This is a genomic window from Xanthomonas sp. NCPPB 3442 (genome assembly GCF_056725145.1).
In genome coordinates, this window is record NZ_CM161514.1 from 2932829 (window position 1) to 2955952 (window position 23124).

Annotated in this window: 18 protein-coding genes, 1 tRNA gene and 2 other RNA genes; 9 read left to right on the plus strand and 12 right to left on the minus strand. The window is 66.7% G+C overall.

The annotated features are described in order from the left end of the window. Nucleotides 1–54: 54 nt before the first annotated feature. A complete protein-coding gene (gene htpX, locus AC1POX_RS12785) occupies nucleotides 55–933 on the minus strand; it encodes a protease HtpX (RefSeq protein ID WP_008576145.1) in 879 nt (292 codons plus the stop codon). Between the two features lie 97 nt (nucleotides 934–1030). Here htpX and gluQRS point away from each other — a divergent pair, with 97 nt between their 5' ends. From gluQRS to AC1POX_RS12805, 4 genes are all read left to right on the plus strand, one after another. Continuing rightward, nucleotides 1031–1930 carry a tRNA glutamyl-Q(34) synthetase GluQRS gene (gene gluQRS, locus AC1POX_RS12790; protein ID WP_014090371.1) on the plus strand — a complete coding sequence of 300 codons (900 nt, stop codon included), beginning with the start codon at nucleotides 1031–1033 and terminating at the stop codon, nucleotides 1928–1930. Between the two features lie 82 nt (nucleotides 1931–2012). After that, on the plus strand, nucleotides 2013–2753 hold the full coding sequence (gene phbB, locus AC1POX_RS12795) for a beta-ketoacyl-ACP reductase (protein ID WP_014090372.1): 741 nt from the start codon (nucleotides 2013–2015) through the stop codon (nucleotides 2751–2753). A 159-nt stretch (nucleotides 2754–2912) separates the two neighbouring features. Then, nucleotides 2913–3488, plus strand: a complete 576-nt coding sequence (gene phaR, locus AC1POX_RS12800) for a polyhydroxyalkanoate synthesis repressor PhaR (protein ID WP_031423057.1) — start codon at nucleotides 2913–2915, stop codon at nucleotides 3486–3488. Between the two features lie 56 nt (nucleotides 3489–3544). Beyond that, a non-coding RNA gene (locus tag AC1POX_RS12805) (sX9 sRNA) lies at nucleotides 3545–3619 on the plus strand. A 53-nt stretch (nucleotides 3620–3672) separates the two neighbouring features. Here AC1POX_RS12805 and AC1POX_RS12810 read toward each other — a convergent pair. From AC1POX_RS12810 to AC1POX_RS12835, 6 genes are all read right to left on the minus strand, one after another. Then, nucleotides 3673–4647 carry a TraB/GumN family protein gene (locus AC1POX_RS12810; RefSeq protein WP_372356228.1) on the minus strand — a complete coding sequence of 325 codons (975 nt, stop codon included), beginning with the start codon at nucleotides 4645–4647 and terminating at the stop codon, nucleotides 3673–3675. Nucleotides 4648–4680: 33 nt separating this feature from the next. After that, nucleotides 4681–5616, minus strand: a complete 936-nt coding sequence (locus AC1POX_RS12815; protein ID WP_372356229.1) for a DUF1684 domain-containing protein — start codon at nucleotides 5614–5616, stop codon at nucleotides 4681–4683. Further along, nucleotides 5616–7493, minus strand: a complete 1878-nt coding sequence (mutL, locus tag AC1POX_RS12820) for a DNA mismatch repair endonuclease MutL (protein WP_014090376.1) — start codon at nucleotides 7491–7493, stop codon at nucleotides 5616–5618. Before mutL ends, AC1POX_RS12815 begins: the two co-directional genes overlap by 1 nt. Nucleotides 7494–7631: 138 nt before the next feature. Then, nucleotides 7632–9314, minus strand: a complete 1683-nt coding sequence (locus AC1POX_RS12825) for an N-acetylmuramoyl-L-alanine amidase (protein WP_372356230.1) — start codon at nucleotides 9312–9314, stop codon at nucleotides 7632–7634. 70 nt (nucleotides 9315–9384) lie between these two features. Next, on the minus strand, nucleotides 9385–9885 hold the full coding sequence (gene tsaE, locus AC1POX_RS12830) for a tRNA (adenosine(37)-N6)-threonylcarbamoyltransferase complex ATPase subunit type 1 TsaE (protein ID WP_218533656.1): 501 nt from the start codon (nucleotides 9883–9885) through the stop codon (nucleotides 9385–9387). Then, nucleotides 9882–11369 carry an NAD(P)H-hydrate dehydratase gene (locus AC1POX_RS12835; protein ID WP_372356231.1) on the minus strand — a complete coding sequence of 496 codons (1488 nt, stop codon included), beginning with the start codon at nucleotides 11367–11369 and terminating at the stop codon, nucleotides 9882–9884. The genes tsaE and AC1POX_RS12835 overlap by 4 nt, the downstream gene beginning before the upstream one ends. A gap of 24 nt (nucleotides 11370–11393) precedes the next feature. On the opposite strand from AC1POX_RS12835, the gene queG reads away from it, so the two are divergent. After that, nucleotides 11394–12461, plus strand: coding sequence for a tRNA epoxyqueuosine(34) reductase QueG (gene queG, locus AC1POX_RS12840; RefSeq protein WP_011347753.1), 1068 nt, complete (start codon nucleotides 11394–11396; stop codon nucleotides 12459–12461). Nucleotides 12462–12584: 123 nt separating this feature from the next. Continuing rightward, nucleotides 12585–13922 carry an exodeoxyribonuclease VII large subunit gene (xseA, locus tag AC1POX_RS12845; RefSeq protein WP_122273002.1) on the plus strand — a complete coding sequence of 446 codons (1338 nt, stop codon included), beginning with the start codon at nucleotides 12585–12587 and terminating at the stop codon, nucleotides 13920–13922. Nucleotides 13923–14214: 292 nt separating this feature from the next. Here the strand turns inward: xseA and AC1POX_RS12850 are convergent, their stop codons facing one another. From AC1POX_RS12850 to AC1POX_RS12860, 3 genes are all read right to left on the minus strand, one after another. Next, nucleotides 14215–15477, minus strand: coding sequence for a virulence factor (locus AC1POX_RS12850; protein ID WP_014090381.1), 1263 nt, complete (start codon nucleotides 15475–15477; stop codon nucleotides 14215–14217). A gap of 496 nt (nucleotides 15478–15973) precedes the next feature. Continuing rightward, on the minus strand, nucleotides 15974–17803 hold the full coding sequence (locus AC1POX_RS12855; protein WP_228729617.1) for a formylglycine-generating enzyme family protein: 1830 nt from the start codon (nucleotides 17801–17803) through the stop codon (nucleotides 15974–15976). Further along, nucleotides 17795–17870, minus strand: a non-coding RNA gene (locus AC1POX_RS12860) — sX9 sRNA. The genes AC1POX_RS12855 and AC1POX_RS12860 overlap by 9 nt, the downstream gene beginning before the upstream one ends. A 207-nt stretch (nucleotides 17871–18077) precedes the next feature. Here AC1POX_RS12860 and rnd point away from each other — a divergent pair. Continuing rightward, nucleotides 18078–19169 (plus strand): ribonuclease D, encoded by a 1092-nt coding sequence (gene rnd, locus AC1POX_RS12865; RefSeq protein WP_046935119.1) that lies wholly within the window; start codon nucleotides 18078–18080, stop codon nucleotides 19167–19169. Between the two features lie 201 nt (nucleotides 19170–19370). On the opposite strand, the gene ligD is transcribed toward rnd, so the two are convergent. Both ligD and AC1POX_RS12875 read right to left on the minus strand, forming a co-directional pair. Continuing rightward, nucleotides 19371–21989: a DNA ligase D gene (ligD, locus tag AC1POX_RS12870; protein ID WP_372356232.1), complete on the minus strand. Its 2619-nt coding sequence runs from the start codon at nucleotides 21987–21989 to the stop codon at nucleotides 19371–19373. 14 nt (nucleotides 21990–22003) lie between these two features. Then, nucleotides 22004–22180 carry a DUF3606 domain-containing protein gene (locus AC1POX_RS12875; RefSeq protein ID WP_008576119.1) on the minus strand — a complete coding sequence of 59 codons (177 nt, stop codon included), beginning with the start codon at nucleotides 22178–22180 and terminating at the stop codon, nucleotides 22004–22006. A 219-nt stretch (nucleotides 22181–22399) separates the two neighbouring features. Between AC1POX_RS12875 and AC1POX_RS12880 the strand changes: the two genes are divergently transcribed. Continuing rightward, complete coding sequence (locus AC1POX_RS12880) at nucleotides 22400–22801, plus strand: H-NS histone family protein (RefSeq protein ID WP_372356233.1); 402 nt, start codon at nucleotides 22400–22402, stop codon at nucleotides 22799–22801. Between the two features lie 92 nt (nucleotides 22802–22893). Next, nucleotides 22894–22969, plus strand: a tRNA-Ala gene (locus AC1POX_RS12885). Nucleotides 22970–23124: the final 155 nt, after the last annotated feature.

The following is a 23124-nucleotide window of genomic DNA, read 5'->3' on the forward strand; positions in this document are numbered from 1 at the left end:
ACCCGCACTGCGCGGGTTTTTTGTTGTCTGCCAGGCAGCCGGAGACCCGACACCTTACATGGCACTACCGCTGGCGGCGCGCAGTGCAGCGATGCGCTCGGTGAGCGGCGGATGGCTCAGGAACAGCCGGCGCAAGCCCTCGCCCACCCCACCGGAGATGCCGAACGCCTGCACTTGCGAGGGCAAGGTGTTCTGGCCATGGTTGAGCGACAGCCGCTCCAGTGCAGCGATCATCTTGCTGCGGCCGGCCAACTGCGCGCCACCGGCATCGGCGCGGAATTCGCGGCGCCGCGAGAACCACATCGCAATCATGGTCGCGAACAGGCCGAACACCATCTCCAGCGCGAACACGATGATGTAGTACGCAAAGCCACGACCGCCCTCGCGGTTGCCCGACAAGGCGCTGTCGATAATGCCGCCGACCACGCGGGCGAGCACGATCACGAAGGTATTGAGGACGCCCTGCAGCAGCGCCATGGTGACCATATCGCCGTTGGCCACGTGGGCGATCTCGTGGCCAAGCACCGCCTCGGCTTCATCCTGGTCCATGTTCTGCAGCAGGCCGGTGGACACCGCCACCAGGGCGTTGTTGCGGTTGGCGCCGGTGGCGAACGCGTTGATTTCCGGGCCGTCGTAGACCGCTACTTCCGGCATGCCGATGCCGGCAGCCTGGGCCTGGCGGCGCACGGTCTCCAGCAACCAGCGCTCGGTCGGCGTGCGCGGCTCGGTGATGACCTGCGCACCGGTGCTGCGCTTGGCCATGAACTTGGACAGCAGCAAGGAAATGAACGAGCCGCCGAAACCGAAGATGGCGGCCATCACCAACAGGCCACTCATCTGCGCGGGATTGACGCCCAGCAACGACATGACGATGCCGGCGAGCATCAGCACCGCAAGATTGGTCAGCAGGAACAGGAAAATGCGGTTGAACATGGCGCGATGGCTCCACGGATGCGGGGTGAACTGGTGCGGATCTGCGGGTGTTGCGGCTTGAAATCAAGCAAGCACCTGACCGACGATTCAGCTGCCCATGCCATCGCCCCCTTATCTCGGCCGCTTCGCGCCCTCGCCCACCGGCCCCCTGCACTTCGGCTCCCTGCTGGCTGCATTCGGCAGCTGGCTGCTGGCCCGGCATGCCGGTGGGCAGTGGTGCGTACGCATCGAAGACATCGACCCGCCGCGTGCCGAACCCGGCGCCAGCGAACGTCAGCTGCGCACGCTGGCCGCATTCGGGCTGCACTCGGACCTGCCGGTGATGCGGCAGTCCGAGCGCGATGCGGCCTACACCGACGCTATCACTCAGCTGCTGGAATCCGGCCAGGCATTCGAATGCAGCTGCAGCCGGGCCGATCTGGCCGGCATGGGCGGCATCCACCACGCCTGCGTCGCGCCACTGGGCGAGCGCCGTGCGGTGCGCCTGCGGGTGCCGCCGCAATCGCCGGTCGGCTTCGAGGACGCCTTGCAAGGACCGGTGCTGCAGGATGTCTACGCCGAGGTGGGCGATGTGGTGCTGCGCCGCGCCGACGGGTATTGGGCGTACCAACTGGCAGTGGTGGTGGACGATGCGGCGCAGGGCATCACCGATGTGGTGCGCGGCGCCGACCTGCTCGACTCCACCCCGCGCCAGATGGTGCTGCAGCGCGCACTGGGCCTGCCGCAGCCGCGCTACCTGCACCTGCCGCTGATGCTGGATCGCGACGGCCGCAAGCTGTCCAAGTCACACGATGCACCCGCACTGGACGACGCCGATCCACTGCCGGCCCTGCACGCCGCCTGGGTCGCCTTGGGCCAACAGGCCGACGCGCTGCCGCGGCGTGCAGCCGTGGAAACCCTGCTGCAGCACGCCGTGCAGCATTTTTCGCCACGGCTGCTTCCACGCCAACGCCAGCTGGGCCTCGATGCGCGCGCATCCGGCCTCCAGCGTGACTAGAATTGCGGCCCAGCACCGGCGTCCGGGCGCAGCAGTCCCGCACCCGAATCGCCCTCAGCCTCACTTGTTGATTGGAGTCGTCATGACATCTCGCGTCGCATTGGTCACCGGCGGCACCGGCGGTATCGGTACTGCCATCTGCAAGCGCCTGGCCGACCAGGGCCACCGGGTCGCCAGCAACTTCCGCAACGAAGAAAAGGCACGCGACTGGCAGCAGCGCATGCAGGCGCAAGGGTACGAGGTCGCGCTGTTTCGCGGCGATGTCGCCTCGTCCGAGCATGCGCGCGCGCTGGTGGAAGACGTCGAATCATCGCTGGGGCCGGTCGAGGTGTTGGTCAACAACGCCGGCATCACCCGCGACACCACCTTCCACCGCATGAGTGCCGAGCAGTGGCACGAGGTCATCAACACCAACCTCAATTCGGTCTTCAACGTGACCCGCCCGGTGATCGAGGGCATGCGTAAACGCGGCTGGGGCCGGGTGATCCAGATCAGCTCGATCAACGGGCTCAAGGGCCAGTATGGCCAGGCCAACTACGCTGCCGCCAAGGCTGGCATGCACGGCTTCACCATCTCGCTGGCGCGCGAGAACGCGGCATTCGGGGTCACCGTCAACACGGTCTCGCCCGGTTATGTGGCTACCGACATGGTGATGGCCGTTCCGGAAGAAGTGCGCGCCAAGATCGTGGCCGATATCCCCACCGGACGCCTGGGCCGTCCGGAAGAGATCGCCTACGCGGTGGCGTTTCTGGTTGCGGAAGAGGCTGCCTGGATCACTGGCTCGAATCTGGACATCAACGGCGGCCACCACATGGGCTGGTAACGTTTGCTGCAACTTTGCGGTGCAGCATGGATTTTGCTCAAAAACCATGCTGCGCAACATTTTTAATGTGTCCGCTTAAGCAAATAAGGCCTTTTGGCTGTTGCAAGCGCTGCTGCGGTGCGCCATCCTGCGCGCACTATCAGTGTGGGTGAACGTTCCATGGCCGGACTTCGCATCATCAAGAAGTATCCCAATCGCCGTCTCTACGACACGGAAATCTCCAGCTACATCACCATCGAAGATGTGCGCCAATTGATCATCGATGGCGAAGAATTCGAAGTACGCGATGCCAAGAGCGGCGAGGACCTCAGCCGCGCAGTGCTGCTGCAAATCATCGCCGACCGCGAGCAGGACGGCGAGCCGATGCTCTCCACCCAGTTACTGAGCCAGATCATCCGGTTTTATGGCGACTCGCTGCAGGGCTTCATGGGCAATTACCTGGAGCGCAGCATGCAGGTGTTCCTGGATCAGCAGCAGCAGTTCCGTCAGCAAATGGGCAACCTGCTCGGGCAAACCCCGTGGGCGATGATGAACCAGTTGACCGAGCGCAACCTGGAGTTGTGGCAGGAGTTCCAGCGCAACTTCGGCGCCGGCTTCGGCCGCCCGGGTGGCCCGGGCACGCCGCCGAACCCGCCAGGGGCAAGCGGCCTGGGCAGCGGCCCGATGGGAACCGGCACGCATGGCTCGGCTGGCGGCAATCACGGCACGACCGGCAAGGCCCGCAACCGCGGCTAATAGACAACACGCCATTGCGCAGCCGCCAGGCAGGTGCGGCCGGTGCCGGCATCCTCAGGCGCTGTTCGGACACCCCGGCTCCGCTGCGCCGGCCATGCCAGCTGACGGCTGGTCGCGGTGTGATGTCGACCGCTTGAGATATCAAACGCTGCGCCAGGAGCCTCAGGCTCCCAGGCGCAGCCAATCAGTGGCCGGCCTGCGTTGTGCAGGCAGAGCAGATCCGCTCCACGTGGTAGCCGCGCGCACGCAGACGCTCCACTACCCCGTCATTGCCCAGCAAATGCAGCGCACCGACCACCACCAGCGTGGTTCCGCTGCCCTTGCCGAGCCGCTGCTCCAGCCGCGGCACCCAGCGCGCATTGCGCTCGACATTGATGTCCTGATACAGCGCCGGATACTGGCGGCGCATGTCTTCGGCCATCTGCGTGGACAGCGTATGCACATCGCCATTGCGCCAGGCTGCATGCAGCTGGCGTAGCTGGTCGGTGGCATCGGCCTCGTCCAGCGACTCTTCCAGCAACTGATGCTGCTCGGTCGGCGACATGCCGTCGAGCAAGGCGATTTGCTCGGCGGCGCGCTCCAGGCCGTCGGCCGGTTTGCCGCGCGCCTGCGCTTGTTCCATCAGGTAATGGTCCAGCCCCGCGTTCGGGTCCATGCCTTGCCGGGTCATCTCCGCCAGGCTGATCGTCAGCGCTACGAACCAGGGCTCGAGCGGCTGCAGGCTCGCCAGCGACATGCCGTACTTGCGCGCGTAGGCGCTCAGCGCCTGCCAGGTCTTCGCATCCAGCGTGTCCTGCAGCGTACGCCCGTCGGTGCGCTGCGCCGCCTGCAGCATGCGACTGGCCAGCTCGGGCGATTGCGCATCGTCAGGCGGCAATTCGAACAGCAGACGGTCGGCCTTGGCGAAGGCCTGCATCACATCCGGCGATAACGGGTAGTCGCTGGGCTTGAGCACATGAAACGAGCCCAGCAGATACAGCGTGCCGCCCTTGCCATCGACCTTCCACAGCAGCGGCACCGGCGGGCCTGCCGGCGCGTGGCCGGCACCGCGCGCCCACACCGGTACGAGCGCGCCGCTCCACAAGGCCAGGCCAAGCAGCGCGCTGCTGCACCAGGTGGCAATCCGCTGGCGCGTCAACGTGGTCCGTCGCCCGGTCACCAGGCTTCTCCGCACATGTGAATGGCGCGCATGTCAGTGCGGCACCTTGTAGGCCTTCTCGCCTGCCGACACCGCCAGATCGATGCGGTTTTCCGGCGGCGGCAGTGGGCAGGTGGCGAATGGGGTGAACGCGCATGGCGGGTTGTAGGCGCGGTTGAAATCGACGATGACATGCCCCGAGGCATCGGGCACGTCCAGATCCAGAAAACGTCCAGCCGGATAGCTGCCGTGACCGCTGGTGCGGTCGGCGAATACCACGAACATCGGCCGCCCTGGCTCGCCGATGGTTTCCAATCGGTAGGTCTTGCCGTCGCGCTCGAACTCGATCGCGCCCGCGTTCGGCTGCTCGCTGCTGATCCCGACGATGTCGACGATCGGGATGGTCTTGCCGACGGAGTTGGGCACATAGCGCGCGTTGATGCGCCAGGATGGATCCAAGGGCCAATAGTCCAGACCCGCGAAGTGCGTGCGCGAGCTCGCGTCGGCATGCTTGACCCGTAGCGCATACCGGTCGCCGCGATGGATCAGGCTCAACACGCCCTTGCCCTGGTCGAAATGGATCAGGGTGGGCTGCGGATCGCGATCGGACTGGAAGCGGATCCGGCTGGTCAGCGGCTTGCCATCGAGGGTCAGCGCGGCGCCACGCTCGGGCACGAACCAGACCGCGTTGTTCTCGGTGGACACCATGCCCATCTTCGGTGGGCCTACCGCGAGTCTGATACCGCTGTCGGCGCTGCTGCCGATGTAATGCGCCTTCAGCGACAGCCAATGCAGGCCAACCAGGCTGGTCCAGCCATCGGGCGCGCGCAGTTCCTTCAGCCGCGCTTCGCGCCAGGCGGCGGTGTCGGCCAGAAATGTCTTGTCGAGTGCGACCGGCGCAGCCGGCGGTGGCGCATCGCGCCCGCAACCGACTAACGCCGCTGCGACCAGCATGCCGAGCAGCCAGCCCTTCCCCCCGTGCACTGCCATCAACGCCCCCTCAGAAACCAACGATCGATATCGCTCAGCGTAAACCGCGCCCAGGTCGGTCGGCCATGGTTGCACTGGCCCGAGCGTTCGGTGGCTTCCATATCGCGCAGCAACGCGTTCATTTCAGGCACGGTGAGGCGGCGGTTGGCGCGCACTGCACCGTGGCACGCCATGGTGGAGAGCAGTTCGTCGCGTGCGCTGGCGATGCGGCGGCTTTGACCATGCTCGCGCAGATCGCCCAGCACATCGCGCAGCAGCGCCTCCGGCTCGGCATTGGCCAGCAGCGCGGGAATGCTGCGCACGTGCAGCGACTGCGGGCCGGCCCGGGTGATCTCGAAGCCGAGCGTGGCCAAGGTCTCCGCTTCGCGCTCGGCGGTGTCGGCTTCGCGCTCGCCCACTGCCAGCGTCATCGGCACCAGCAAGGGCTGCGCGTGCAGGCCGATGCTGTCGTGCGCATTTTTGAGCCGCTCATAGCCGATGCGCTCATGCGCCGCGTGCATGTCGACCACGATTAAGCCTTCGGCGTTTTCGGCCAGGATGTAGATGCCGTGCAACTGCGCGACGGCATAACCGAGCGGCGGAACACCGCTGTCTTGCGCAGTTGCCGGCAACCCGGTGCCGGCCATGCTCGGCATGCCTGCCGATTGCTGCGCACTGCTGGGCGGCGGCGCGTACAGCGCGCTGTAGGCGGCGCGCGCCTCGTCCACACGCAGTCCCAGCGGCGTTTGCGAAGGCGTCCAGCTCGGGTAGTTGTAGCCGCTACCGCTGCTGCCAGGTGCGTTGCCGTGGTTCGGAACACCGCTGCCAGCAATGTTGCCCAGCCCGCCAGCGGTCGCCCCTGGGTCGCCGGCACCATCGCTGCCGATACTGTTTGGCGTGACGCCGGCACGGGTATGCGCCAAGGCATCCTGCAGGGTGCGATAGACGAAATCGTGGATCAGCCGCGCTTCGCGGAAGCGCACCTCGTGTTTGGCAGGGTGCACATTGACGTCCACGCGTGCCGGGTCCAGCTCCAGAAACAGCACATACGCCGGCTGACGGCCATGAAACAGCACATCGCCGTAGGCCATCTTCACCGCATGCGCCACGCTGCGGTCCCTGACCGAACGGCCGTTGACGTAGAGGTACTGCTGGTCGGTGCTGGCACGCGAGTAATGCGGTTGCGCAACCCAGCCGTGCAGGCGCAGACCGGCGCCGCTGTGGTCCACGCGCAAGGCCTGGCGCGCAAAATCGTCGCCGAGGGTTTCGCCCAGCCGCGCGTCCGAATACAGATCGCCCGGCTTGTAGCGACGCGACGGCTTGCCGTTGTGCGAGACGCGCAATTCCACATCCGGCCGCGCCAATGCCAACGAACGCAACCACTCTTCGATGTGGCCGAGTTCGGTGCGTTCGGCACGCAGGAATTTGCGCCGCGCCGGCACGTTGAAGAACAGTTCGCGCACTTCGACCGTGGTGCCCGGCGCATGCGCGCGCGGCACCACCTCGCCCAGGCGACCGCCGTCGATTTCCAATGCGGAGCCGTGCTCGGCGTCGTGGCGACGCGAGGTCAGGGTAAAGCGGCTGACCGAGGCGATCGACGGCAAGGCTTCGCCACGGAAGCCCAGCGTGGCGACGGTTTCCAGGTCGTCCAGCGAAGCGATCTTGCTGGTGGCATGCCGCGACACGGCCAGCGGCAGTTCGTCCGGGGCGATGCCGCCCCCGTTGTCGCGGATGCGGATCAGCCGGACGCCGCCCTCCTCGAGCTCGATATCCACGCGCGTGGCGCCGGCGTCGAGTGCGTTTTCGACCAGTTCCTTGACCACCGATGCGGGCCGCTCGACGACTTCGCCGGCAGCGATCTGGTTGATCAGAATCTCGGGCAGCTGGCGGATCGCCATTAGCGCACGCTCCATTGCGGCACGCGCGAAACGCGGTAGATCGGCGGTGTGACAGGCAAGACAGACCTCGGCACGGCAATCCGGCGGCGCACAGGCGCCGTCATCTAAGGAATCAGTGCGGAATGATAGCCGAGCGGGTCAGCGACTGCCGCCGGCCACGGTGCCGACTGCATCGGCTTCGGCCTGCGCACGTGCTGCGAACAACGTGCCTGGCGGCGGTTGGCGGGTAAAGAAGGTATCGATGCCGTCCAGCACGGCGCCAGCGATCTTGCGCTGATAAGCCGGATCGATCAGGCGGCGTTCCTCGTCCGGATTGGAAATGAAGGCGGTTTCCACCAGCATCGCCGGCATGTCGGAGGTACGCAGCACCGCGAAGTTGGCGCGTTCCAGTTGCGGCTTGTGGTTGTTGCCGATGCGCTTCAATCCTCCAAGCACATGGCCGGCGGCATCTTCGGAGGCCTTCATATGGCCGCTCTGGGCCAGGTCCAGCAACACGTTGGCCAGGGTGCTCTCGGTTTGCTGCAGGCGCACGCCGCCAACCAGATCGGCCGCGTTTTCCTTGTCGGCCAGCCAGCGCGCACGTTGCGACGAGGCTCCCTTGGTCGACAGTACGTACACCGAGGAGCCGGTGGCGCTGCGGTTTTCGGCGGCGTCGGCGTGGATGGAAATGAAGATGTCGGCCTTGGCGGCGCGGGCTTTTTGCGCACGCATCGGCAACGGAATGAACACGTCGGTATCGCGGGTCAGGTAGGCCTTCATGCCTGGCGTGGCGTTGACCTGGCGTGCCAGCTCACGGCCGACCGCCAGGGTGACGTCCTTCTCGCGCTTGCCGGTGGGACCCATGGCGCCCGGGTCCTGGCCGCCGTGGCCTGGGTCGATCGCCACGATCAACGGCCGCATGCCCGGCCCCATCTTGACCCGCGACGCTTCGCTTGGCAGCACGGGGCGCGGCGGCAGGTCGTCGTCGCCTGCAGCAGCCACCGCGCTCGAGGCGCTATTGGGGGCATTTGCCGCGGCATTACCGGAGGTTGCGCCCATCGGTGCGCTGCCGCCATTCAAGATGGCAGCTGCAGATGCGCTGCTGCCCGCCACCACCGCGTCGGACGTGACGTTGGCAGCGGCCCCGGCGGCACGGTTCGGCGTATTGGCGGCAACGCCGGTCGGCGCTGGTGCACCGGAGGTGGCAGGCCGAGGCGTCGGCACACCGGTGGCGACAGTGGTCGGTACCGGGGCCTGAGTGACAGTGGGCAGCGCCGATGCCGGCACAGACGACGGCTGGGACGGCGGCACCGAGGAGGCACGTTGCGCAGATGCGGCCAGGGCGGCCGTTGCGCGTGCAGCTTCGGCCTGCGCATTGAGCGGACGCGGCGCCGGGGCTGCCGTCGGTGCAGCCGCAGCAACGGCGGAGGCCGCCGCCGGCGCCGGATCGCCAGGCCATTCGATCACCAATGTCGACACGCTACCCAGCGTCTGCATCTGCGGCTTGAGCGGCGTCACCGGCGTTGCCAGTTCGAACACCACACGGAATGTGCCAGGCACCGGCTGACCGGTGCGTACCGAGGTCACCAATCCGGCAGCGGACGGCAGCTTGAGACCGCGCATGCCCGAGGATTCGGGAAAATCGACAACCAGGCGCGTCGGGTTCGCCAGCGAGAGCGTTTTGAAGCCGCCGCTGCCGGCCAGTTGAATTTCTGCACGGGTCCCGGTGGCCCCGGTACTGACGCCAACCCCCTTGATTTCGCCGCCCCATGCAGCAAAAACCGCCAGGCTCAAGCTGGCGGTCAGGGCGGAAAGAAAGAACTGGCGGATCCCCGGTGTCATGGCGCTGGATTCAAGCATCCAACTGTGTGAATTGCAAGGCAATTTCCCTTAATAATCCATAACCTGGCGTTCATTCTTCTCGTGCGGCGGCAAAAAGGGCCTGCAACTGGGGCTGCTGGGACAACCTTTCCATCCAGGCATGCCCGATCGCACTGCGGCCCAGCAACCGAACACTGCGGCCTTCGCCAGCCACAGCCAGTTCAACGTCCAGATCGACTGGCGGCAGCACGCCAGCACCGCGCTCCGGCCATTCGACCAGCCACAAGCTCGCACTGCCCTCGTCGAGCCCGAGAAAATCCAGCTCGCCGGCATGGCCAATGCGGTACAGGTCCAGGTGCCAGGCTTCATCGCCGGTTGCCAGTGGATAGCGTTCGACCAAGGTGTAGGTGGGGCTGCGAATCGGCCCGGTGACACCGAGCGCACGCAGCAGCGCGCGCGCGAGCGTGGACTTGCCCGCGCCCAGGTCGCCATGCAGCTGCACCACCGCGCTGGCCGGTCGCACGGCGGCCAGCGCCTGGCCCAGGGTTTCGGTGGCCTGCACGTCGTGCAGCTGTCCGTTGAGGTCGATCATGCGATGGCTCCAGCGTTGGCGAGGCGGCGCAGCTCGGCAAGCAGGTCGGTGGGTAGCAGGCCGCGCTCGCCTGCGTGCGCGGCCGCATCGCCGGCACAGGCGTGCAACAAGGCGCCAAGGCTGGCGGCATCGAACGGCGAGAAGCCCTGCGCCAGCAATGCCGCGATGACGCCGGTCAACAGATCGCCCATCCCGCCAACCGCCATGCCGGGATTGCCCGCATCGATGATGCGCGGCAAGTGACCTGGCGACGCGACCACGGTGCCGGCGCCCTTGAGCACCACCACGGCGTCGTAGCGTTTTGCGAGTGCAGCGGCAGCAGCCGGACGATCGCGCTGAATCTGTCGGGTCGAAAGGCCAAGCAGACGACCGGCTTCGCCCGGATGTGGCGTCAAGATGCGCGGACCATGCGCTGCAACGTTGGTGGAGGCCAGCAGATTCAGCCCATCGGCATCGATCACCACTGCCTTAGCGGCGCCCAGCGCCGCACGCCACAACGCCTGCGCCCAGGCGTCCTGCCCTAGCCCGGGCCCGAGCGCGACTGCATCTGCCGTCTCGGCCAATGTGGCGATGTCGTCATCGGCCTGCACGGCACGCGCCATCGCTTCGGGGCAGCGCGCCAGCAGCGGCGTGACATGCTCGGCGCGCGTTGCGACCTGCACCAACCCGGCGCCACTGCGCAACGCCGCTTCGGCGGTCAGCATGATCGCGCCACCGCTGCCGAGATTGCCGCCCACGCACAGCACCCGCCCCGATTCGCCCTTGTGCGTGTTGCGGCGACGCGGGCGCAATTGCGCCGCAAGGGCCTCGCCATTCCAACTGTGTGCGGCTGGCGTGAGCCCGTCGAACGCTGAAACCGGCACCTCCAGCGCGGCGATCTGACGCTCGCCGGCATGTTCCAGCGCATCGCCGGTGTAGAGCCCCAGATGCGGCACGATGAACTGCAAGGTCAGTGCTGCGCGTACCGCCGCACCGAAGGCCACCCCATGGTCGGCATCGATGCCGCTGGGCACATCCAGCGCAAACACCGGCACGCCCGCCGCGTTGATGGCGTCGATCAGGGCGGCGGTTGCATCATCGGGTGCGCGATTCAGGCCGATGCCGAACAGCGCATCGACGATCACATCGGCCTGCGCCAGCGGATACGGAAACAATTCGATTGCCCCACCGACGGCGAGGTAGTCGGTACAGGCGCGCTGCGCCAGATCCGAGCCGGGGCCGTGTTCGGGCAGGTGCACCACGCGCACCTGACGCCCTGCGCGGTGTGCCAGGCGCGCCAGCACATAGCCGTCGCCCCCATTGTTGCCGGTGCCGCAGACCACCACGATGCGGCGCGCCTGCGGCCAGCGCTCCAGCAACCACTGCCAGGCCGCCTGCCCGGCGCGTTGCATCAGGGTGTAGCCGTCGCCGCCGAGCAGCGTGGTGGCCTGCGCATCGAGCGTGCGCGCGGCGGTGGTGTCGTAAAGATCGAGCGGTGCGTACATGCCGGGAATTCTATACTTGTCGCCATGTCTGCCGCCCTTGCCCACCCCGACCCTGCCGATGCCGCTGCGCGCATTCGCGTGCTTGCGCGCGAAGCCGGCTTTCAACGGTGCGGCATCACCGGCATTGAGCTGGGCGAGGACGAGGTGCATCTGCGCAGCTGGCTGGAGGAAGGCCTGTACGGGACCATGCACTGGATGGCCCAGCACGGCGACAAACGCTCGCGCCCGCAGGAACTGGTTCCCGGCACCCTGCGCGTGTTGTCGGTTGGCATGGATTACGGCCGCAAGGACGACACCGAAGCCTGGAACACCTTGCACGACGGCAACCGCGCCTATGTGGCGCGCTATGCGCTGGGGCGCGACTACCACAAGCTGATGCGCAACCGGCTGCAGAAGCTCGCCGAGCGCATCCAGGGCGAAATCGGCCCATTCGGGTTCCGCGTGTTCGTCGATTCGGCGCCGGTGCTGGAGCGCGCATTGGCACGCAATGCCGGCCTGGGCTGGATCGGCAAACACACCTGCCTGATCGATCGTCATGGCGGCTCGTGGTTCTTTCTCGGCGAGATCTACCTCGACCTGCCACTGCCGATCGACACGCCCGCCACCGCGCATTGCGGCACCTGCACGCGCTGCATCGATATCTGCCCGACGCAAGCCATCATCGCGCCCTACCGGCTGGATGCGCGCCGCTGCATCGCATACCTCACCATCGAACACGACGGCGCAATTCCCGAAGACATGCGCAAGCCGATCGGCAACCGCATCTTCGGCTGCGACGACTGCCAGCTGATCTGCCCCTGGAACAAGTTCGCCAAGCGCACCGACGAAGCCGATTTCCGCGCCCGCAACGACCTGGACGTGGCCACGCTGCCGCAGTTGTTCGCCTGGAACGAGGACGAATTCCTGCGCCGCACCGAGGGTAGCCCGATCCGCCGCAGCGGACACGAGCGCTGGTTGCGCAATATTGCCGTGGGCCTGGGCAATGCGCCTGGCACGCCAGAGGTCCTGGCCGCACTGCAAGCGCGTCGCCACGACGACTCGGCGCTGGTGCGCGAACACGTTGGCTGGGCGCTGGCGCAACACGACCTCTGACCCGCACGCGTCGCGCATGCAGCAGCTGCGGCCTGCACGTGCACGCGATCGGCGCAGCCACCGGCGGCATCGGCATTCGCAGCCGATCACCCATGACCGTCGTCGCTACGGGATAATGCAGCGATGGCCGACCGCAACGATCAGATCCTCACTCCCAGCCAGCTCAATTCACTGGCGCGCGACCTGCTGGAAGGCAGCTTCCCGCTGGTGTGGGTGGAAGCCGAACTGAGCAGCGTCACCCGTCCCGCGTCGGGACATCTGTATTTCACACTCAAGGATGCGCGCGCGCAGATCCGCTGCGCGATGTTCAAGCCCAAGAGCACCTGGCTGAAATTTCAGCCGCGCGAAGGCCTGCGCGTGCTCGCGCGCGGGCGCCTGACCCTGTACGAAGCACGCGGCGACTATCAGCTGGTGCTCGACCATATGGAAGAAGCCGGCGAAGGCGCCCTGCGTCGCGCCTTCGACGAACTGCGCGCGCGTCTTGCCGCCGAAGGCCTGTTCGATGCCGAACGCAAGCAGGCACTGCCTGCGCATGTGCAGCGGCTGGCGGTGATCACCTCGCCCAGCGGCGCGGCGGTGCGGGATGTGCTCAGCGTGCTGGCGCGGCGTTTTCCGCTGCTCGAAGTGGATCTACTGCCCTCGCTGGTGCAAGGCGACAGCGCTGCCGCACAGATCACCTCACTGCTGCAACGCGCCGATGCTTCCGGGCGCTACGACGTCATCCTGATCACCCGCGGTGGCGGCTCGCTGGAAGATCTGTGGGCCTTCAACGACGAACGCCTGGCGCGCGCGATCGCCGCCGCGCAGACGCCGGTGGTGTCTGCAGTCGGCCACGAGACCGACTTCAGCCTCAGCGATTTCGTGGCCGACGTGCGTGCGCCCACGCCCTCGGTCGCGGCCGAATTGCTGGTGCCCGATCAACGCGAGCTGGTCGCGCGCGTGCGGCGTGCGCAGGCACGCATGACCCAACTGCAGCAACACGCCTTGGGCAATGCCATGCAACGCGCAGACAGACTGGCACTGCGGCTGCGTGCGCAGAGCCCGCAGGCGCGCCTGCAACTGCTCCATCGCCGCCAGCAAGACGCCGGTCGCCAGCTGCGTGCGCGCATGACGCAGGTGCTCGAACGCTTGCAGGCGCGTGTACAGCGTGGGCAAGCGCAGCTGCAAGCACACAACCCGCAACGCCAGCTGGCCGGCTTGCAGCAACGCCTGCGGGCACTGCACCCGCAGGCGGCGATGCAACGCCGCCTGCAGCATGATCAGCTGCAACTGCGCAGCATTGCACGCTCGCTGGAAGCGGTCAGCCCGCTGGCCACAGTCGCGCGCGGCTACGCCATCGTGACCCGCCCTGCCGACGGCAGCGTGGTGCGCAGCGCCGCCGAGGTGGTCACGGGCGAACGCCTGCGCGCGCAGCTGGCCGATGGCAGCATCCAGGTGCGTGTGGAGTCTGGCGAAAGCTGACCGCAAGCCATGCGCAGCGCCGTCGCTCCTGCAGCAATGTCGGCGCTAAGCGCTGACATGAACTCTTCGAAGGTGCCCATTGCACGGAGTGCCACAAGGATAGGCGCGGTGCCAGAGAGCGCCTTCGAAACACGCCACAGGGTCGGGCGAGTCCGCGATTTCGCTGGAGCAGGGCCGCCAGCAGCACTTCAATGTTGAGCACCTTCGCAGGAAGGTGCTCATTGGCGATCACCGCTTGTCGATCAACCGATCCAGAAAACGTTATGCAACGCTTCGTCGATTGCAAGCGGCTTCAGGAGCGGCTTGCTGTTTCCGCGATCGGCGTCTGCGCTGCATGCTGCCAGCCCTCCATCAGCAGATTGGCCAGCACCACCGGATCGTGGTCGAAGTGATGCCCACCCGGACGCGCCAGCACCTGCACGCCACGTGCGCGCAGCTCCGGGCACAGCGTGTCCTTTTCTTCGTTGCCGTAGATGCATTGCAGGCGGTGCGCGTCCAGCGCCTGGATGGCCGGCTCCACATCGCGCTCGGCGTCGTTATGCCAGCCCAGCCAGCCACCGACGCGCACCTTGAAGTCGGCCTCGTGGCCCAGGCCGAGCAGGCTGACGAACTGCACCGAAGCGCGTTGCTGGGGCGACAGTTCCGGATAGGCGAACGGCAACACATCGGCACCGAACGAGTACCCAACAAGGGCAACGTGCTGGATATGCCAGCGCTGGCGATAGCTGGCGATCACCCGATCCAGATCCGCCCCGACCTGCTGCGGCGTGCGGCTGCCCCAGAAGTAGCGCAGGCTATTCCAGCCCACCACCGACACGCCCTGCTGCTGCAACTGCGCGGCAATGCCTTTATCCAGCTCGCGCCAGCCGCCATCGCCGGACAACATCACCACCAGACGGTCGCTGCCAGGTGCGTGGAGTTCCACTAGCGGCAGGTCGCCCAGGCCCTGCGACTGCGCAGCCAGGAAGTGCCCGCGTGTGGCCGCTGCGATCTGCATCGGGCTGGATGCATCGGCCAGATCGTCCAGGAAGCCCTGACTGGCATTGGGCAGATCGCGCGAGCACGCCAGGCCTGGATCCTTGGTGCCGGCGTCGGCAACCACCGCGCCGCCCAGCACGTCGGGCGCGGCCGAGGCCACCGCCTGACGCGCCAGCACCGCGCCATCGCCCTGCCCCACCAGCACCGGCGGCAGGAACGCATCGACGTGTTCGGCGCGCAACAATTTCTTGCCCAGTCGCTCGGCATCGTCGGCCAGCGAGCTGCAGGCGGCTTGGTGCGAGCGCACGTGTTCACGATAGTTGGCGGTGTCGACCACTGCCACCAGCGCGCCATCGTCGCTCAGCAGGTCGGCCAGCTTCTGGCTGTCTTGCGGATGAGCGCTGTCGGGCAGCAGGATCACCATCGCCTTGGGCGTCCCTTCCGGGCGGAGAACTTCGACCGAGCCGTAATGCCCAGCCGTATTACTGTCCTGCAGATGCCGCGCCACGGCATAGCCGCTGCCGCCGATCAGCAAGATCGCAATCACCCAACGAAACATTTTGATCCCCATGCCCATGACGGCAGTCCCTTGATAGCGGTTGCGATTTGACCACAGCAGACACGGCCGGTTTCACTGCGCATGCACGCGGTGTTCATCGCTGTTAAGCCAACTGAACCCCACCTTGCGCACAACGCTTGGTCAGCGCGGCGCATCGCCTGCAAGCGCCCACTGCACCGCTAACGGCCGGGGATTGCCGCCTCGGAAATTTCGCTTGCGTTCGTCGTCCTCGGAACGTTGCTGGATGGAAGCGCCCGCCGTCCGCGGGTCCTCGATCCCCAGAGGCGCTCGCGCGACTGCAGCGCTCTTTTGGCCGAGTTTCTCGTCGTGCACGACAGATGCCTGTCTCGCCTAGCCGCGCCCCGAGCCGACTCTGTCGGAGCGAACACGCCCCCGCCAAGGCGTCCCCAGATTTTAGGGCCGAGCCGAAAGCGCTCGCGGCGACAGCGACGGCAAGCCGAAGCCTGCAGTCACGAACCGCACGATCGACGCGCCCATCCGCCGTAGGTCGTCGCTAGATTCCGCGTGCCACGCGAAAGCCGATACGGGCACTGGTGGTGTCCGAATCCTGCGACTGCCGCCAAGCCGCGCGCGTCTGTTGCGGCGAATTGGCCCAGCTGCCGCCACGGATCATGCGTTGCCGGCAGCCCGGGTTGTACCAGGCAGCGCCATCGGCCGGTGCACGCCGGTAGCTGGCGTGCCAGCAGTCGGCCACCCATTCGCTCAGGTTGCCGCCCATATCGTGCAGACCCCAGGCGTTGGCGCGAAAACTGCCGACCGGCGCCGGACCCCAGAAGCCATCGCCGTAGCCGACGAAGCCGTTGTTCCAGTGCCGGCCGCTGCGCGAAACGTCGTTGCCGCCGGTGAAATTACCGGCGTCGGCCGGCGGCGAGCCCGCGTTGCCCCACGGGTAACGTCCGGTGGTGCCGGCACGGACCGCATACTCGAACTCGGCCTCGCTGGGCACGTGGTAATGGCGGCCGGTCTGTTCCGACAGCCAGCTCGCATACGCTTCGGCGTCGCGAATGCTGACGTGCATCACCGGGCTGTTGGGCGCGGCCTGGGCGCCGTTGTAGTCGGACTGCCAATCCACGCCGCTGCGGCGGATGAAGTTGCCGCTGCGCTCGTCGTAAACCACCGAATGCCCACGCCGGGTGGCACGCGGGCGTGCGCCGGTGGCATCGACGAACTGGCGGAACTCGGCAACCGTGACCTCGGTGATCGACAACGCAAAGCCGCGTGCGAAGCGCACGTAATGGGCGGGGCGCTCGTTGTCGGAAGCGCCCGGCTCCGCATCGCCGGCTCCCATCTGGAATGCGCCATGCGGCACCACGATCATCTGCGGCCCGCGCCCGCCGACCTTGAGCCCGTCGGTGAACACCTGCCCGGGACGGAAGCTGCCGTAATGCGTGGCCAGTTCCAGCCGGCGGCGCAGATCGCCGGCCACCGGATCTCCGGGGTCGGCGATGCGCAACACTTCGGCAAGCTTCTCGCCGGCCGCCTTGAGCCCGCGCGGCGAGGTCAGATCGTGCAGACCGGCGTCGTGCAACGCCGCGATCTGCGCCCGGCGCACGCGTTCCACCCGCGCGCGCGCATCGGCGATGGTGGGCGCACGATCGCGTACCTGCCCCGCCATCTGCAGCCAGTAACGTGCACCGATGAAGTCGCTCGCCTGCGCCGCCTGTTCGGCGCGCTCCAGCAGGCCGCTTTCCACGGCGGCCAGGCCCTGCCGGGTGCGCGGGTTGTCGGGATCCAATTGCGCGGCATCGCGAAAATTCACCAGCGCGCCATTGCCGTCTTCGCCCAGCCGCCCGCCGCGCAGGTCTTCTTCACCGGCGCGGTTGAACGCCAGCACGCGCTGCGCGGTTTCCACCTCGCGCTGCAGTGCGCGCACCTTCGGGTCCTGTGGCGCAAGGGCAAGCGCGACGAAGGCCACCTCACGCGCCTGCTCCAACGCGTCGTCCTGGCGCTCGGTTTGTGCGATCAGCGCCGCGCCGCGTTCGAGCAACCGGTCACGCGCCTGCTCCAGGCCACGCCGGCTGGCTGCATCCTTGCCACCGGCGCGCTGCTGGATCGCCAGATACAACGGGATCGCATCGCCGGCGTCGCGATACAGGCGGTCTTCCCGCAATGCCTGGTCGGCACGCTTGCGCACCTGCGCCAGGGGCTCGTCGCCCAACTCCACCACCGGCGGTTGCCATTGCGCCACGGTTTCGGCGGATTCTTCGCCACCGATGGAAACGTTCGGCTTGCTCGGCACGGCGGCAGGTGCCGGTTGCGGCGCAGCCGCAGGCGCGGGCGTCGGCGTGCGCGAACAGGCGCACAGGCTAAGAGCGGCCAACAAAACGCAGCGAGCAGCGCTCGGGCGGGCAAGGCGGGCGCGCAGGAACCGGAGCGTAGGCGTGCCAGATGCCGATTCCGCACCGCGGCCGCGCCCGCCTGCTGGCTGCGCAGGAATTTTGCCAGTCGCCCTCAGCGCGACCATTGCCCACGCTGCCATCCGGTCACCGCACTCACCCACCACCTGCTCCTTCCAGTGCTCTGCCGCACGACAGGCGATCGCGACGTTAGGCTATTCTGCGCGCTCTGCGCAAACCCTTGCCGCCGACGGAAATCACGTGCCCCATTGGATCATCCACCCCTCCGAGCTGACTGACCGCCTGCAGGCAGCGCGACCGTCGCGCATCGGCCTGGATACAGAATTCATTCGCGAGCGCACCTACTGGCCGCAGCTGGCCCTGGTGCAGATGGCCATCGGCGATGAGATCCTGCTGATCGACCCGCTGATCCCCGGCATGAACGCGGCGCTCAAGGAGTGGTTGACCGCCACCGACATCGTCAAGGTGATGCATAGCGCCAGCGAAGACCTGGTCACGTTCAAATGCGCGTGTGGCGCCTTGCCGCGGCCGTTGTTCGACACCCAGATCGCCGCGGCCCTGGCCGGTGTCGGCGGCGGCATGGGCTACCAGAAACTGGTGCAGGAAGTCACCGGCACCTTGCTGACCAAGGGCGAGACACGCTCGGACTGGATGCGTCGCCCGCTGTCGCCGGCGCAACTGGAATATGCCGCCGACGACGTGCGCTATCTGTTTGCGATCCACGACGCGCTCACCCGCCGCCTCGCCGAGCAGGGCCGTCTGGAGTGGCTGGCCGAAGATGCCGAGCGCCTGCTCGCCACGGTGGAGCACGACGATGGCGAGCGCTGGCCGCATGTGAGCCTGCGTGCCGCACAGTTCCTGGAACCGGCCGCGCAACGACGCCTGCTGCGCCTGCTGCGTTGGCGCGACCTGCAGGCGCGGCAGAGCGATCGACCGCGCAGCTGGATCCTGGACAACGAACTGGCCAGCCAGCTGGCGCGGTTTCCGCCCGCCGACCTGGAAGCCTTGCTGCGCCAGTTCGATAAATTCCCCAAGGCGCCGCGCAAGCTTGCCAACGCGGTGTGGGATGCGCTCAACATCCCGCTGCCGGATGAAGAGCACGCGCCGCTGGCGCAGGCCGCCACCGACGGCAACAAGGCCGTACTCAAACGGCTGCAGGACGCCGTGGCGCAGCGTAGCCGCGAACTCGGCCTGCCGGACGGCCTGCTGGCCTCGCGCCGCCACCTGGAAACCCTGATGGAACAACGCAGCTGGCCTGCGGCGCTGGGCCAATGGCGTCGTGCCCTGCTGGAATCACAGCTGATGCCGCTGCTGGACGACACTGCGGCTTAGGATTGCCGCGGTGATGGCGCGGAGCCTGCAGCGATGCGGGCTCTTCGTCAGGTACAGGCGAGCGGCGCCGAACCGGCGAAGACCGCCTCGCAAGCAGTATTGGAATGCGTGAGGACCTTGCGAAGCGCCTGCGTCGCACGGCGATTTCGCTACCGGTCGCGCCGCGCGGCGGCACGCCGGAATTCTCTGCGTCGCATCACATCAGTCCTGGTCCTGTTCTGCCCAGCGCGCCAGGTTTTGCCGGATGCCGTCCATGTCTGCCCAGGGGTCCTTGCGCCGACGGCGCAGCTTCTCCGGGACATCGCGCAAGGTGAATGCATCGGCGCGCTGCAGCTTGGACAGGTCCGACCACGCCAGCGGCAACGCGACTGGCGCCCCGGGGCGGCCGCGTAACGAATAGGACGCAACCGCAGTGGCGCCACGGCCGTTGCGCAGGTAGTCCACGAAGATGCGCTTGTTGCGCAGCCGCTTGGTGGCAGTGGCGATGAACCGCTGCGGCTGCGCCTGCGCCAGGGCATCGGCAAATCCCTTGGCGAAACGCTTGGTCACCTCCCAATCGCAGCCGGGGTTCAGGGGCACCACCACGTGCAGCCCCTTGCCGCCAGACACACGCAGGAACGATTCCAGCTCCAGCTGCGCCAGCAGCTTGCGAATATCGTTGGCCGCGCGTTTGACCTCGGCAAACGGCACGTCCGGGCCCGGATCGAGATCGAAGACCACCCGGTCGGCCACGTCCGGGCGGTCCGCATGCGAGCCCCAGGGGTGGAATTCCAACGCATTGAATTGCACCAGTTCCAGCAGGCCAGGCGCGTCTTCGACCACCAGGTAATACGCGTTGGTTCCGGTCTCTTCGGTCAGCTTGACCGAGCTCACACGCTCGAGGCCGGCAGTATGGTGCTTCTGGAAAAAACACGGTTTTTCCGCGCCGCTGGGGCAGCGGATGATGGACAGCGGCCGTCCCACGATCTGCGGCAACAGGTGGTCCATCACCGCCTGGTAATAGTCCCAGACATCGCCCTTGGTCGCGCGGATATCCGGGTAGATCAGCTTGGTCGGGCTGGACAGCGTCGGCAGCGCAGCCGAGGAAGGTGTGGCAACCGCAGATTTGCGCGCAGGCGCTGTTGCCCGCGTCGCTGCACGTTTGGGCACCTGCGTTGCTGCGTCTTTGGCAGCACGCGTTGTTGCCGAACGCCTGGCAGAGAACGGTGTAGCCGGGCCATTTCCGGCATCGCTGTCGGCCAGATCGGCAATGCGCTTATCCGGGCGCAGCGCCTTGAACGATGCCTGGCGCAACAACTGTTGCCCACCAATGCCGCGATAGAACACCTCCACCACAAAGCGCGGCGCAAACCAGGTGGCGCCGCGCAGGTCGGTGTCTTCGGTGGGAATATGCGCGGTGGGTTTGCGCCCGCCACCTTCCAGTTGCGGGGTGACCTCGCGCATCAAGGCATCGGAGAACCCGGAGCCCACACGGCCCACATACAACCAGCCATGCACCGGATCCGGCGCGGCCAGCAACAGCGAGCCGAAGCCACTGCGGCTGCCCTTGGGCGCGGTGTAGCCGACCACCGCATACTCCTGGCTGGCCAGTTGTTTGGTCTTGCGCCAATCGTCGCTACGCCCATCGCGATACGGGCGATCTGCGCGCTTGGAAATGATGCCTTCGAAGTGCTGTTGCCCGGCCACCCGGAACGCCTCGGTGCCATCGCCTTCGACGTGCGAGCTATAGGCCAGATGCGTGTGAGGTGCAGCCTCCAGCACCTGCTGCAACAGCCGCTTGCGTTCGCGCAGCGGCGCCTCGCTGATGTCCACCCCGTCCACATGCAACAGGTCGAATACCGCCAGCGCCAGCGGCACCTGGCGCTCGCCGGACAAGGTGGCCTGCAGCAGGTTGAAGTCGTCCTTGGTGCCGCGTCCGGCGATCAGTTCGCCATCGATCTGCGCGCTGCGCAGGCCCAGCGACCGGATGGCATCGGCAATTTCCGGCGTCTTGTCGGTCCACTCCAATGCATTGCGCGACCATAGCCTCACCTTGCCGTTGGTCACGGTGGCCAGGATGCGATAACCGTCCCATTTGATTTCATGCAGCCACTGCGCCCCTTCTGGCGGGGACTGCCCCAGCTTGGCCAGCTGCGGTGCAAACGGGGCATCTTCCATCTCGGCGCGACGTGCATTGCTCAGCGCCAGCGCCTGTTTCGCCCAGGTACCACGCCTCTTCGCCGCCGGCGGCGGCACGGTCGTCAGCGCCTTGCGCTGGGTCTTGCCGGCGCCTGCGCGGCGTACATCCTCGGCAGGCGCGGCAGCGACGTCGGCCAGCAGGTCATCGGCCTCCAACGTGCCGGCGTAGGCATCGTCGTCCTTGAACAACAGCCACTGCGGCTGCCGCGCCGGCTTGCCCGAGCGCACCAGATGCCAACCGCCCTTGAGCTTGTTGCCGAACAACTCAAAGCGCAGATGTCCCTTGGCTAATTGCGCTTCGGGGTCGCCCGCGGTGGCCCACACGCCATGATCGAACTGCGCCACATGCCCGCCGCCGTATTCGCCTTTGGGAATCTCGCCCTCGAAACTGGCGTAATCGACCGGGTGGTCTTCCACCTCCACTGCCATGCGCTTGACCTTGGGGTCGTAACTGGGACCCTTCGGCACCGCCCAGCTCTTGAGCGCATCGCCCACCTGCAGGCGAAAGTCGTAATGGCGGCGGCTGGCGTGGTGCAGTTGCACCACGAAGAGCGCACGCTGCCCCGGCGGCAGGGCCTTGCCCGGCTCCGGCTCGCGGGTCTTGTTAAAGCTGCGCTTGCGGCGATATTCGCTCAGGCTCATGACGGACCTTCCGCTTATTTGCCCAGGTGCTGGCGTACGCTGGCGGCCATTGGCCCCACCTTCTGCACGGCCGCGCGCAACTCCTCGGCGCTGACGCCCAGGGTCTTGGTCCAGTACTGCAGCTCATAGGCTTCATTGACGTTGATGCGGTCGCGGTCTGGCGAACCGACGTTGCGTTTGTCGTCACTCATGACATGCTCCTGTATCGTCGTGGTCGGGTCTGCTAACGTGAGCCTTCGGCCCAGCAGCGCCCGTAGCGACAATGCGAAAGCGTTCGAACAGGCGTCGTGAAAAGCCTGTTCACGCCATGTGCAAGCCCCTGTTCCACAACGGCCGCTCCCGGGCCACATGCCATAATGCCGCGCGCCCTTCGGGCGGCGTGTCCACTCTTATTCCGAGGCCATACCTCTGTGAGCAATACCTCTTCGAAACTGGATTCCATCGCGCAAGCCAAAGCCAAGCTGCTGGACGAATTGCAGAAGCTGGAAGAACAGGAGAAAACCGAGCGCGCGAGCGAGGCATCCTCTGCGCATGCCACCATCGTTTCGCTGCTCGAGCAGTTCGCCGGTCACTTCAACACCAAGCAGCGCAACGACATTGCCGCTTACCTGGGCACCACTACCGCGCGCAAGGAAGTGGTCAAGAGCGGCCGCAGCGAAGTGAAGCCCAAGTACGAGCTACCGCACACCGGCGAAACCTGGTCCGGTCGTGGCCGCACGCCGAAGGCTTTCGCTGCCTGGGAAGGGTCGGCGTCGTACAAGGAATGGAAGGCCAAGAACCCGGACCTCAAGTTTCCGCTGGTTCGCGAGTAAGGCGATAGCCCGCACGACAGTGCCGCCTCGCACCGTCGGCCGCGCCCTTCGCTTGGCGAACCGCGCGGCTTGTGGGTAGAATCGAAGCACGTGGGGCGGTAGCTCAGCTGGGAGAGCGTCGCGTTCGCATCGCGAAGGTCGAGGGTTCGATCCCCTTCCGCTCCACCAAAATTCAGCGCCCAACTGTTCTCAGTTGGGCGTTTTCATTTGTGCTTCCCGCATGACACGCGGGGTTCCCGCACATTCTGCGTGTGCGACCGAGGTCCTATGGCCTGGCAGGGGCATCCCCGGTTGCCCTCCGTTCCGCCCTCTCTTCTCTCGAA